The organism is Pseudomonas sp. P4795 (assembly GCF_048822895.1).
Classification (GTDB): domain Bacteria; phylum Pseudomonadota; class Gammaproteobacteria; order Pseudomonadales; family Pseudomonadaceae; genus Aquipseudomonas.
Map to the genome: position 1 here is coordinate 151,001 of NZ_JBMFBT010000004.1, position 12,284 is coordinate 163,284.

Annotated in this window: 14 protein-coding genes; 9 read left to right on the forward strand and 5 right to left on the reverse strand. The window is 60.2% G+C overall.

Translation table 11 applies throughout. The annotated features are described in order from the left end of the window. Positions 1 to 29: 29 nt before the first annotated feature. The 8 genes from rodA (at position 30) to ACOI8A_RS12795 (ending at position 7,641) form a co-directional block, all read left to right on the forward strand. The gene (gene rodA, locus ACOI8A_RS12760; protein WP_420648623.1) at positions 30 to 1,133 is read left to right on the forward strand and encodes a rod shape-determining protein RodA; all 1,104 of its coding nucleotides are present in this window, start codon (positions 30 to 32) and stop codon (positions 1,131 to 1,133) included. Positions 1,134 to 1,150: 17 nt separating this feature from the next. Next, positions 1,151 to 2,161, forward strand: a complete 1,011-nt coding sequence (gene mltB / locus ACOI8A_RS12765; RefSeq protein WP_420648532.1) for a lytic murein transglycosylase B — start codon at positions 1,151 to 1,153, stop codon at positions 2,159 to 2,161. Beyond that, positions 2,161 to 3,171: a septal ring lytic transglycosylase RlpA family protein gene (locus ACOI8A_RS12770; RefSeq protein ID WP_420648531.1), complete on the forward strand. Its 1,011-nt coding sequence runs from the start codon at positions 2,161 to 2,163 to the stop codon at positions 3,169 to 3,171. Before mltB ends, ACOI8A_RS12770 begins: the two co-directional genes overlap by 1 nt. A gap of 187 nt (positions 3,172 to 3,358) precedes the next feature. After that, positions 3,359 to 4,516: a D-alanyl-D-alanine carboxypeptidase family protein gene (locus tag ACOI8A_RS12775; RefSeq protein WP_420648530.1), complete on the forward strand. Its 1,158-nt coding sequence runs from the start codon at positions 3,359 to 3,361 to the stop codon at positions 4,514 to 4,516. An 81-nt stretch (positions 4,517 to 4,597) separates the two neighbouring features. Continuing rightward, positions 4,598 to 4,873 carry a DUF493 domain-containing protein gene (locus ACOI8A_RS12780; protein ID WP_401269017.1) on the forward strand — a complete coding sequence of 92 codons (276 nt, stop codon included), beginning with the start codon at positions 4,598 to 4,600 and terminating at the stop codon, positions 4,871 to 4,873. After that, complete coding sequence (lipB, locus tag ACOI8A_RS12785; RefSeq protein WP_420648529.1) at positions 4,873 to 5,520, forward strand: lipoyl(octanoyl) transferase LipB; 648 nt, start codon at positions 4,873 to 4,875, stop codon at positions 5,518 to 5,520. Before ACOI8A_RS12780 ends, lipB begins: the two co-directional genes overlap by 1 nt. 25 nt (positions 5,521 to 5,545) lie before the next feature. Next, on the forward strand, positions 5,546 to 6,544 hold the full coding sequence (gene lipA, locus ACOI8A_RS12790; RefSeq protein WP_162184605.1) for a lipoyl synthase: 999 nt from the start codon (positions 5,546 to 5,548) through the stop codon (positions 6,542 to 6,544). A 149-nt stretch (positions 6,545 to 6,693) separates the two neighbouring features. After that, positions 6,694 to 7,641 carry a S66 peptidase family protein gene (locus ACOI8A_RS12795; protein ID WP_420648528.1) on the forward strand — a complete coding sequence of 316 codons (948 nt, stop codon included), beginning with the start codon at positions 6,694 to 6,696 and terminating at the stop codon, positions 7,639 to 7,641. A gap of 133 nt (positions 7,642 to 7,774) precedes the next feature. Here the strand turns inward: ACOI8A_RS12795 and ACOI8A_RS12800 are convergent, their stop codons facing one another. From ACOI8A_RS12800 to exbB, 3 genes are read right to left on the reverse strand one after another with little or no spacing between them, the layout of a single operon-like run. Beyond that, the gene (locus ACOI8A_RS12800; RefSeq protein ID WP_420649265.1) at positions 7,775 to 8,521 is read right to left on the reverse strand and encodes a TonB family protein; all 747 of its coding nucleotides are present in this window, start codon (positions 8,519 to 8,521) and stop codon (positions 7,775 to 7,777) included. Continuing rightward, entirely contained in the window at positions 8,518 to 8,946 is a 429-nt protein-coding gene (exbD, locus tag ACOI8A_RS12805) for a TonB system transport protein ExbD (RefSeq protein WP_420649264.1), read from the reverse strand. Before exbD ends, ACOI8A_RS12800 begins: the two co-directional genes overlap by 4 nt. Positions 8,947 to 8,952: 6 nt before the next feature. Then, positions 8,953 to 9,897, reverse strand: coding sequence for a tonB-system energizer ExbB (gene exbB, locus ACOI8A_RS12810; protein WP_420649263.1), 945 nt, complete (start codon positions 9,895 to 9,897; stop codon positions 8,953 to 8,955). Positions 9,898 to 10,085: 188 nt separating this feature from the next. Between exbB and ACOI8A_RS12815 the strand changes: the two genes are divergently transcribed. Next, positions 10,086 to 10,943, forward strand: coding sequence for an SDR family oxidoreductase (locus tag ACOI8A_RS12815; protein ID WP_420649262.1), 858 nt, complete (start codon positions 10,086 to 10,088; stop codon positions 10,941 to 10,943). A gap of 137 nt (positions 10,944 to 11,080) precedes the next feature. On the opposite strand, the gene ACOI8A_RS12820 is transcribed toward ACOI8A_RS12815, so the two are convergent. Both ACOI8A_RS12820 and ACOI8A_RS12825 read right to left on the reverse strand, forming a co-directional pair. Further along, positions 11,081 to 11,821, reverse strand: a complete 741-nt coding sequence (locus ACOI8A_RS12820; RefSeq protein WP_420649261.1) for a hypothetical protein — start codon at positions 11,819 to 11,821, stop codon at positions 11,081 to 11,083. Positions 11,822 to 11,894: 73 nt separating this feature from the next. Beyond that, positions 11,895 to 12,275 (reverse strand): RidA family protein, encoded by a 381-nt coding sequence (locus ACOI8A_RS12825; RefSeq protein ID WP_003229509.1) that lies wholly within the window; start codon positions 12,273 to 12,275, stop codon positions 11,895 to 11,897. Positions 12,276 to 12,284: the final 9 nt, after the last annotated feature.

Below are 12,284 nucleotides of genomic sequence, written 5' to 3' on the forward strand. Positions count from 1 at the left end.
TTGATCGCATGCTCTCCAGTGAGGATGTGATGCGCCGCCGTGCCACGCTGTTGCAGCGTTTGCACATTGATGGCCCGTTGTTGATTCTGCTGCTGATTCTCGCGGCCGGCAGTCTGTTCGTGCTGTATTCGGCGAGTGGCAAGAGCTGGGACCTGCTCGGCAAGCAAGCCACTTCATTTGGCATTGGTCTGGTGTCGATGATCATCATTGCCCAGTTCGAGCCGCGCTTCATGGCCCGCTGGGTGCCGCTGGGTTACGTGATCGGAGTGTTGCTGCTGCTGGTGGTGGACATCATGGGCCACAACGCCATGGGCGCGACCCGCTGGATCAACATTCCCGGGGTGATTCGCTTCCAGCCCTCGGAATTCATGAAGATCCTGATGCCGGCGACCATTGCCTGGTACCTCTCCAAGCGCACGTTGCCACCGCAACTCAAGCACGTCGGCATCAGCCTGATGCTGATTGGCGTGCCGTTCGCCTTGATCGTGCGTCAGCCGGATCTCGGTACTTCGCTGCTGATTCTCGCCGGTGGTGCGTTCGTACTGTTTATGGGCGGGCTGCGCTGGCGCTGGATTCTCAGCGTGCTGGCAGCGGCGATTCCGGTGTCGGTGGCGATGTGGTTTTTCATCATGCACGACTACCAGAAGCAGCGGATCCTGACCTTTCTCGATCCGGAGAGCGATCCGTTGGGCACCGGCTGGAACATCATTCAGTCGAAAGCCGCGATCGGCTCCGGCGGTGTGTTTGGCAAGGGCTGGCTGCTCGGCACCCAGTCGCACCTGGACTTCCTGCCGGAAAGCCACACCGACTTCATCATTGCCGTGCTCGGCGAAGAGTTCGGTCTGGTGGGCATCTGCGCACTGCTGCTGATCTATTTGCTGCTGATCGGTCGCGGGCTGGTGATCACCGCTCAGGCGCAGACGCTGTTCGGCAAATTGCTCGCCGGCGCGTTAACCATGACGTTTTTTGTTTACGTTTTCGTCAACATCGGTATGGTCAGTGGCCTGTTGCCAGTGGTGGGGGTGCCGTTGCCGTTCATTAGCTACGGAGGAACTTCGCTGGTGACATTGCTGTCAGCGTTTGGGGTTTTGATGTCGATCCATACCCATCGCAAGTGGATCGCACAGGTTTGAATAAGGTGAAGAGTTCAATGCAAGTAATGCGTGGCTGGGCGACTCGAAACGCGCCATGGGTCGGCCTGGTAGGCATCCTTGGCAGCGCGCAGGAAGCGCTGGCCGGCGATTACGAAGGCTCGCCTCAGGTGGCCGAATTCGTCGGTGAAATGACCCGCGACTACGGTTTTGCCGGCGAGCAATTGATGAGTGTGTTCCGCGAAGCCGAGCGCAAGCAGTCGATCCTCGATGCCATCTCCAAACCCGCCGAGCGGGTCAAGCAGTGGAAAGAATATCGACCGATGTTCATCACCGACGCGCGCATCGCCCGTGGTGTGGACTTCTGGCGTCAGCACGAGGCCACTTTGGCCCGCGCCGAGCAGGAATATGGCGTGCCGGCACAAGTGATCGTGTCGATCATCGGCGTCGAAACCTTTTTCGGACGCAATACCGGCAATTTCCGGGTAATCGATGCCTTGTCGACCCTCGGATTCGACTATCCTCCGCGTGCCGAATTTTTCCGCAAGGAACTGCGTGAGTTCTTGCTGTTGGCGCGTGAAGAGCAGGTCGATCCGCTGACCCTCAAAGGCTCTTACGCCGGGGCGATGGGGCTGCCGCAGTTCATGCCGAGCAGTTTCCGCGCCTATGCGGTGGATTTCGACGGCGACGGCCACATCAATATCTGGAACAACCCGGACGACGCGATCGGCAGCGTGGCCAGCTACTTCAAGCGTCATGGCTGGGTCGCTGGCGAACCGGTGGTCAGTCGCGCCGATGTGCGTGGCGATCAGGTCGACGAAGGTTTGACCACCGGTATCGAGCCGACGAAAACCGTCGGGGAGTTGCGAGCGTTGGGCTGGTCGAGTCATGATGCGCTGCGCGACGAGATGCCGGTCACCGCATTTCGTCTTGAAGGCGAGAACGGCCCGGAATACTGGATGGGCCTGAAGAATTTTTACGCGATCACGCGATATAACCGCAGCGTGATGTACGCCATGGCCGTACATCAATTGTCTGAACAGCTGGTACAAGCACGGGGCGTCAAGTAATGCAGGCATTGCCTAACAATAAACCCCTGAAGCTGGTGGCTTTCGCTGCGTTGGCAGTGCTGGTTGCCAGTTGCACCACCAGCCGTTCGCCGAGCCCGAAGTCGTCGCCCACCGTCGTCCGCACGCAGCCGAAGCTGGATATCAACCGCGCGCACAAAGATGGCGCGCCGTGGTGGGACGTCGATGTTTCACGCATTCCTGATGCCACCCCGACTCTGCACACCGGTGCCTACAAGGCCAACCCGTATACCGTGCTGGGCAAGACCTATTTCCCGTTGCAGGAATCGAAGACTTACGTCGCTTCGGGCACCGCGTCCTGGTACGGCACCAAGTTTCACGGTCAGAACACCGCCAATGGCGAAGTGTATGACCTGTACGGCATGAGCGCCGCGCACAAGACTCTGCCACTGCCAAGTTACGTGCGGGTGACCAACCTCGACAACAACCGCACGGTGATCCTGCGCGTCAACGACCGTGGCCCGTTCTATTCCGACCGGATCATCGACTTGTCCTACGCTGCCGCGAAAAAACTCGGTTATGCCGAAACCGGTACCGCGCGGGTCAAGGTTGAAGGCATCGATCCCCAGCAATGGTGGGCGGCCAAGGGCCGTCCGGCGCCGCTGATGCTCAATGAGCCGCAAATCGCGCAGAATAGCGCTCCGGTTATCACGGCCTCGGCCGGCACCGTCGAGCAATGGACGCCACCGCCGCAGCAACACGCCGCGGCCGTAGTGCCAGTGCAGATCGATGCAAAAAAAAACGCTTCTGCAACAGCGTCTGGCCAGTTTCTGCAGGTGGGCGCGTTCGCCAACCCGGACGCTGCAGAACTCCTGAGGTCGAAGCTCAGCGGGATGGTGAGCGCTCCGGTGTTCATCAGCTCGATCGTGCGCAATCAGCAGACCCTGCATCGGGTCCGTCTGGGGCCGATCGGCTCGCCGGGTGAAATTGCCCAGGTGCAGAACAGCGTGCGCTCGGCCAATCTTGGTTCGCCAAGCGTGGTCACCGAGTAAGCAATACGTAGGACCTGATTGACGATTCACCAGCGATTGGGGGGTGAATCAGGTTGTTGGCTCGTCGAAGAACAAAAGCCCGGCAAGGGTGACTGGAGTGAGCAACTGAACACGCGATGGCCCGTTAGAAAGCCATCTGATTAAATTTTGCCTTCGGGCAGTTTCCATTAGCGATTTCGAGAGACGGATGAACATCACCACCTTTGCCAAACGCCTGTGTCTGCTAGTCCCGCTGCTCCTCTCGCCAGCCGCTTTCGCGGTCGAGATGATGCCGTCGCCACCTCAACTGGCCGCCAAAGCCTACGTACTCATGGACGCCAGCAGCGGCAACGTGCTGGTCGAGAACAACGGTGACCAGCGTCTGCCGCCAGCCAGCCTGACCAAACTGATGACCGCGTACATCGCTACGCTGGAAATCCGTCGTGGCCAGATCGGTGAAAATGACCCGGTGACCGTCAGCGAAAACGCCTGGCGCACCGGCGGTTCGCGGATGTTCATCAAGGTCGGCTCGCAGGTGACTGTCAGCGATCTGTTGCACGGCATCATCATCCAGTCCGGCAACGACGCCAGCGTGGCACTGTCCGAGCACATCGCCGGCAGCGAAGACGCGTTCGCCGACATGATGAACAAAACTGTCAGCGATCTGGGCATGACCAACAGCCACTTCATGAACCCGACCGGTCTGCCGAACCCGGAGCACTACTCGTCGGCTCACGACATGGCAATCCTGGCTCGCGCGATCATCCACGAAGACCCGGCTCACTACGCGATCTACTCGCAGAAAGAGTTCTTCTGGAACGGAATCAAGCAGCCTAACCGCAACCTGCTGCTGTGGCGCGACAAGACCGTTGACGGTCTGAAAACCGGTCACACCGACGAAGCCGGCTACTGCATGGTGTCCTCGGCCGTACGTGATGGCATGCGCCTGATCGCCGTGGTGTTCGGCACCAACAGCGAAGTAGCCCGTGCTTCCGAGACCCAGAAGCTGCTGACCTACGGTTTCCGCTTCTTCGAAACCCAGACCTTCTATCAGAAGGGCACCGAACTGGCTCAGGCTCCGGTGTGGAAAGGCACCACCAATCAAGTCAAGGCCGGCCTGGCTCAAGACTTGACCATGACCCTGCCAAAAGGCCAGCTGAAGAAGCTCGCTGCGAGCATGACCATGAACCCGCAACTGACCGCGCCAATCGCCAAGGGCGACGTGATCGGTAAAGTCGAAGTCAAACTGGACGACAAGGTCGTGCACAGCGCCGACCTGATCGCCCTCGATGGCGTTGAGGAGGGTGGTATCTTCCGTCGCATGTGGGATAGCATCCGTCTATTCTTCTACGGCTTGTTCAACTGATTTGAGTGTTGACCTGCATGGCCCCGCTTCCACCCGAAGCGGGGCCATGCGCGTTGGCACGGCTCAAGAGGCCGTTACGCCATGACCGATACCGAAGTAAAGGCGCCAAAGATCGAATTCCCTGCCACTGACTACCCGGTTAAGGTGATCAGCGACACGGGTGTCGGCAACAAAGACAAGATTATCGACATCGTCAAAAAGCACGCGACCATCAATGATGAGCGCATCGACGAGCGTCAAAGCACCAACGGCAAGTACACCACCATCCAGCTGCACATCATCGCCACCGGTCAAGACCAGCTGTACGACATCAACAGCGAGCTGCGGGCTACCGGTTTCGTACACATGGTGTTGTGATGTCTGGCACGCTGGGCTTTCGCGAGCTCGGCCAGATGGCTTACGAGCCGGTCTGGCATGCTATGCAACGCTTCACCAACGAGCGTGGCAGCGACGCCGCCGACGAAATCTGGCTGGTCGAACACCCTCCGGTGTTCACCCAGGGCCAGGCCGGCAAGGCCGAACATCTGTTGCTGCCGGGAGATATCCCGGTGGTGCAGGTTGATCGCGGTGGGCAGGTGACTTATCACGGCCCCGGCCAACTGGTGGCGTATCTGCTGCTGGACGTGCGCAAACTCGGGTTTGGCGTGCGTGATCTGGTCAGTCGCATGGAGCAATGCCTGATCGAGCTGCTGGCCAGCTACGGCGTCAGCGCCGCAGCCAAACCGGATGCGCCCGGTGTCTACGTCGATGGGGCGAAAATTGCTTCGCTGGGTTTGCGGATTCGCCACGGTTGTTCTTTTCATGGCCTGGCCCTGAACGTGGACATGAATCTGGAACCGTTTCGACGGATTAATCCCTGCGGCTACGCCGGGCTGGCGATGACCCAGCTGAGCGATCACGCAGGACCGATTGAATTTGCCGAGGTAAGTGCCCGACTGCGCGCGCAGCTCGTCAAACACCTCGACTATGCTGAGCAGACGACCCTGACGGGCGGAATCGACTGATATGACTACTGATGCAGTGCAAACCATGATCCCGACGCTCGACGTGACCGAGCGCCCGGCCCCGCGTCCCAAGGTCGAAGCCGGCGTCAAGCTGCGCGGCGCCGAGAAGGTTGCACGCATCCCGGTAAAGATCATTCCGACCACCGAGCTGCCGAAGAAACCTGACTGGATTCGCGTACGCATCCCGGTTTCGCCGGAAGTCGACCGAATCAAGAGCCTGCTGCGCAAACACAAACTGCACAGCGTCTGCGAAGAAGCGTCCTGCCCGAACCTTGGCGAGTGCTTCTCCGGTGGCACCGCGACCTTCATGATCATGGGCGACATCTGCACCCGTCGCTGCCCGTTCTGCGACGTCGGCCACGGTCGTCCGAAGCCACTCGACGTAAACGAGCCGCAAAGCCTGGCCATCGCCATCGCCGACCTCAAGCTCAAGTACGTGGTGATCACCTCGGTTGACCGCGACGACCTGCGTGACGGCGGTGCCCAGCATTTTGCCGACTGCATCCGCGAAATCCGCAAACTGTCGCCGAACGTGCAGCTGGAGACGTTGGTTCCGGATTATCGTGGCCGCATGGACGTTGCCCTGGAAATCACCGCTGCCGAGCCGCCAGATGTGTTCAACCACAACCTTGAAACCGTGCCGCGCCTGTACAAGGCTGCGCGTCCGGGTTCGGATTACCAGTGGTCGCTGACCCTGCTGCAACGCTTCAAGCAGATGATGCCGCACATTCCGACCAAATCCGGCCTGATGCTGGGCCTGGGCGAGACCGACGAAGAAGTCATCGAAGTCATGAAGCGCATGCGCGAACACGACATCGACATGCTCACTCTCGGCCAGTACCTGCAACCATCGCGCAGCCACTTGCCGGTCCAGCGCTTCGTGCACCCGGACACCTTCGCCTGGTTCGCCGAGGAAGGTTACAAGATGGGCTTCAAGAACGTCGCTTCCGGCCCGCTGGTACGTTCGTCGTACCACGCCGACGAGCAGGCGAAGCTGGTCAAGGCCGAGCTGATGGGTTCTTGATCCGACGTTGATTGCTTCACAAAAATACCCGCCCAGGCGGGTATTTTCATTTGCGGAGCAATCCCTGAACCTGTGGCCTCGGTGCCTCTTTTGTTTACCCGCTTTCCTGACTACTGTGTGTGCACGACTTCACACAGGGAGATCCATGGATGACCGTTCGACCGACCCACACCCTTTGTCCACACAGGCCCGTACCGGCTCTGCCGTCTGAAGGGCTGATCGGCGTGATCGCACCGGCCGGCCCGGCCGCGCTCGACACCGACAAAGCCGTGCAATGGATGCGCGCCCGGGGTTATGGCTTACGGGTGTTTCCCGGCGTTTACGAGAAGGACGGCTATCTGGCCGGCAGCGACGAAGTACGGCTGAATGACCTGCACGCAGCGTTCGCTGATCCAGAGGTCGATGCGATCATCTGCCTGCGCGGCGGATACGGCACGCCACGCTTGCTGGACCAAATCGACTTCGATCTCCTGAGCCGCAATGCCAAGCCCTTTATCGGTTACAGCGACATCACCGCGCTGCACGTGGCGATCAGTCGTTACGCCGGATTCGTGACATTCCACGGGCCGCTGCTCAATGCCGACCTGTTGGGCGACAAGGAGCCGCCGACCGTCACTTCATTCTTCGCCATGCTGCGTGGGCAACTGACGGCGGGCAGCGTGTTGAATCATCCGGTTGCCTGGCCGTTGACCACCGTGGAGCCGGGCATTGCCCACGGGCGCTTGCTCGGCGGCAATCTGGCGATGCTCACCGCGGTCATGGGCACGCCATACGAAATGGACGCAGAAGGCGTGATTCTGTTTATCGAAGATATTAACGAGCCGCTGTATCGCATCGACCGCATGCTCACGCATTTACGGCTGGCTGGTGTGTTAGGCAAGTTACGTGGTGTGTTGGTGGGGGATGTGGCGGGGGTTGATACTGATGCGCTGAACCGCTTGCTCAAGCAGACGTTTGCGCCATTGCGGATTCCGGTGTTGTCGGGATGGCGCAGCGGACATTGCAATCCGAACCTGACGCTGCCGATGGGCGCGCTGGTTCGGCTGGATGCTGGCAAGAAGGAATTGATGTTGGAACAGGATGTAGTCACCCGATAAAGCAAAAGATCGCAGCGTGCCGCAGCTCCTACATTGGAATACGTTTCCTGTAGGAGCAGCGTGCCGCAGCTCCTACAGGGGAATGTGGTCCGTGTAGGAGCTGCGGCACGCTGCGATCTTTTGATCTTGCTATTTAACGACGGCGTTCGAGGGAGTACACAAACGGCGCAACAATTTCGATCGAGCCGTTGGTCAGCATGTCGGCCGGTGGCTTGGGCAGCGGTTGTGCGCGGCGGATCATTTCCAGGGTGGCCCGGTCCAGATCGGCGTTGCCGGAGCGGCCCACCAGTTCGAATGACAATACGTTGCCTTCAGCATCGACCACGAAACGCAGTCGGTTCAAACCTTCCTTGCCTCGTGCCTGTGCGCTTTGCGGGTACTTCTTGTACTTCTGCAAATGCGCGAGCAGGGTGCCTTGCCAACTGGCCTTGGCCGCCAACTGTGCGGGCGACGGACCGGGTGCCGGCTGCGCGGACTTCTCCGTTGGCGCCTGGGTCGGTTGAGTGTCGGCTGGCTTTTCCTCGGAAGGTTTTTCCTTCGGTGGATCGGGCAGCTTCTTCTCGACTGGCTTCGGCGGTTTAGGCTTTGGCTTGGGTTTAGGTTTCTGCACCGCGATTTCGGCTTTCGGTGCTTCGGCCAGTTTCGGAATCGGCAGTTCTTCCACCGGAGCCGGTGGCTGCGGTGGCGTGACGACTTTCGGCGGTGCCGGCGGTGGCGGGGCCGGAAGCGGTGCCAGCTCGACCATCATTGCCTGCGGCGGCAATTCGATGGGCGGGCGGGCGGTCCAGTTCAGGGCCAGCGCGATGGCCAGCGCATGCACGCCCAGCACCACGGCCAGGCTACCGCCGTAACGCGTCAGCTTATGGCGCGTTGTGATCATTTTTTGACTGCGCTCTCAAGACCGACCAGGCCAACCTTCAGATAACCGGCGGCGCGCAGACTATCCATCACGCTCATCAGGTCGCCGTAATCCACGCCTTTATCGGCCTGGAAGAAGATCGTCGTGTCCTTCTTGCCCTTGGTTTTCGCGTCGAGGGTGGCGCCGAGCGATGCGGCGGTCACTTCGTCTTCGCCGAGGAACAGGCGCTGGTCAGCTTTCACGCTGAGGAACACCGGTTTCTCTGGCCGCGGCGCCGGTTTGGCGGTCGAGGCGGGCAGGTCGACTTTGATGTCCACAGTGGCCAACGGCGCGGCCACCATGAAGATGATCAACAGCACCAGCATCACGTCGATGAACGGCGTGACGTTGATTTCGTGGTTCTCGGCCAGATCGTCGTCTGCGCCTTCTTTCAAATGCAGGCCCATGGCCGATTACCCCACTTTGACCATGTGCGGCTGCGAGCTGCTGCGCTCAGGCTGGTGGTCGAGGTCGCGGCTGACCAGCAGCAGCACTTCTGCCGACGCATCGGACACCTGCGCCTTGTAACCGGCGATGGAGCGGGCGAACACGTTGTAAATGACTACCGCAGGAATCGCGGCAACCAGCCCCAGTGCGGTGGCCAGCAGTGCTTCAGCAATGCCCGGCGCAACGACGGCGAGGTTGGTGGTCTGGGTTTTGGCGATGCCGATGAAGCTGTTCATGATGCCCCACACGGTACCGAACAAGCCTACAAACGGCGCAGTCGAACCGATGGTCGCGAGCACGCCGGTGCCGCTGCTCATGTTGCGGCCACAGGCAGCAACCAGGCGCTCGAGACGGAAGCTGACGCGTTCCTTGATGCCTTCTTTCTCGCGGGCGTTGGTCGACAGGTGCATTTCTTCCAGCGCATCGTGCACCAGCAGATTGGCCAGGGTGCCTGGCTTCGCCGCCGTGGCGCTGGCTTCTTTAAGGGTGGTGGCTTTCTTCAGTGCGGCGATTTCGCCACGCAGACGACGCTTGGCGCCCATCAGCTCGAAGCCTTTGGCAATCCAGATGGTCCAGGTGATGATCGAGGCGATGGCCAGACCGATCATCACGATTTTCACGATGATGTCGGCGTTCTGGTACATGCCCCATGGCGACAGGTCGTGGGCCATGCCCAGCGAGTTGTCGGCTTCAAGGACTTCAGGTGCGCTGGCGTCGACGGCTTGCACGGGATCGGTGGCGGCCGGCGCAGCGGCAGGAGCGGTTTGCTCCTGAGCTGGCGGAGCGGCAGGTGCCTGGGCGTCAGCGAAAGCGGCGACGGGCGTCAGCATCAAGCTGAGCAACAGGGCAGCCACGGCGCTCCAGGCGCGAGGTCGGGTGGTAGGCGAAGCGGTGTTTTGATTACGTGTCATGCTGGCCGGACCTGAGATAGAAAAACGGTAATGCTCTTCCAGGCCTCGTGAGGCCGAGAACAAAAGTGGCGTGCATTATTGCAAGTAATTCTTGTTAACAAAAGTAATAGAGTATCTTTTTTTCCTTGATTGCTAGCCGCTCGTCCTGTGCCGAGGCTAGTCTGTCGCTTTGAAATGGGAGTTTATTGATGTCCGCGCCTTCTGTTCTGATTGCCGGTTGTGGCGATGTCGGCAGCCGCCTGGCCAAGCAATTGCTGGCTGAAGGCTGGGAGGTTCATGGCCTGCGCCGTGATATTTCACGTCTGCCCGATGGCGTCATCGGTGTGGCCGGTGACTTGTTCAATGAAGACTGCCCAGCGACCTGGCCGGTCGGTGCGGTGGATTATCTGGTGTATTGCGCGGCAGCCACCGAGCACGATGAGGCCGGTTATCGCGCGGCGTATGTGCAGGGTCTGCAGAACGTTTTGAGCTGGCTGGACGATTACGGGCAAGTGCCGGATCGACTGTTGTTCGTTTCCAGCAGCAGCGTTTATGGGCAGCAGGAAGGCGAGTGGGTCGATGAGGCATCCGCAACTGTCGCTGCCGGGTATTCCGGGCAGGTGATGCTTGAGGCCGAGCAGGTGGCGCTCAAGAGCGGCATCCCCGCGAGCATCGTGCGCCTGACCGGCATCTATGGCCCAGGCCGTGAATGGCTGCTGACTCAGGTGCGGCGTGGTTATCGCGTGGCGGTCGATCCGCCGCTGTACGGCAATCGCATTCATGCGGATGACGCGGCCGGGCTGATGGCGTTTCTGCTGGAAGCGGATCGCAAAGGTGTGACGCTGGAAGATATCTACATCGGCGTCGATGATGCGCCGGCACCGTTGGCCGAGGTGGTGGGGTGGTTGCGCGAGTACTTGGGTGTTACCGAGTGGTCGGAAGACGCAAGCGTGCGTCGCACCGGCAGTAAGCGTTGCAGCAATGCACGGGCGAAAGCGCTGGGCTGGACGCCGAAATACCCAAGCTACCGCGAAGGCTACGCGGCGATCCTCGAAGGTAAATGCTGACTCCCAGACACCACAAACCACTGTGGGAGCGGGCTTGCCCGCGATGACGCCCTGGCAGTCAACACAAGTGTTGAGTCTGATGGCCTCATCGCGGGCAAGCCCGCTCCCACAGGGTTAAGTGTTGTTCTCAGGTATGGTTACTGCTTCTCAAGCAACCACTTGCGATCGCCGGGAGTAAACGCCGGCATTTCATCCGCCAGTGCCGTGTTCACGGTCTGAAAGATTTCCAGCTCCTTGCCCTTGCGCGCAAAGATCCAGGTATTGCCCTGGCCGTTGAGCTGCAGCCACATGTTGTCGTTGCCGTTGCTCATCGACGCGCAATCACCCGCCAGGCACAAGGCGTAACGATCAGCACCCGGCAGGCCGGTAACCTGGCCATCCGCCTGGAATTGCACGGTGGCGCCTTCACCCTCGCCGCTGGCGATTTTCCAGCTGCCGCCCAGGTAGGCCGAGTACAACGCGCGTTCGAAACTGGCACCAATCGGCGCACCTTCCGGAACGGGAATCTGCGCGCGGTCGAACAGCTGTTGTGGTTCGTTTTCGCTGGCAGCCTGCTGCAATTGGTCGCCATCGCGCTTCAGTTCGCTGGCGGAGCTGCCATAGAAGTCGACTTTCCAGGCACCGGACTGTTCGCCCAGCAGCCGTCCTTCGACTTTCTCAAAACCGTTGGTGTAGCGGGCCTGACTGGCCTTGGTGTTGACGTCCCATTCCAGATTCGGGCCGTAGGCCTGAAGCGCTTCGCGCAGGGGGCCGCCCTTGGATGCGGCATCGATGGCCACCTGATTGATCCAGGTGCCGCTGATGTCACGGTCGGCAGGGTCGCTGGCGCAACCGCCGAGGAAAATGGCGAGCAGCGAGAGAGCAAGCGCTTTGCGCATGGTGGAATCCTTTCAAAACCTTTTTGTTACCGCAGAGCAGTCGGCGCAGCGTTTGAAGGCTGCGCCGTGCGCATTACTCGATGACCAGAATGGCATCCATTTCAACCTGCGAACCCTTTGGCAGGGCTGCAACGCCGATGGCGGCGCGAGCCGGGTATGGCTGGTCGAAGTACTTGCCCATGATCTCGTTGACCTTGGCGAAGTGGCTCAGGTCGGTGAGGAAGATGTTCAGTTTAACGATGTCTTTGAACGAACCGCCGGCCGCTTCGGCCACGGCTTTGAGGTTTTCGAAGACCTGAACGGTCTGGGCTTCGAAGCCTTCAACCAGTTCCATGGTTTTCGGGTCCAGAGGAATCTGGCCGGACATGTACACGGTGTTGCCAGCCTTGATTGCCTGGGAGTAGGTGCCGATGGCAGCCGGGGCCTTGTCGCTGGTGATAACAGTCTTGGTCATGTATGACTC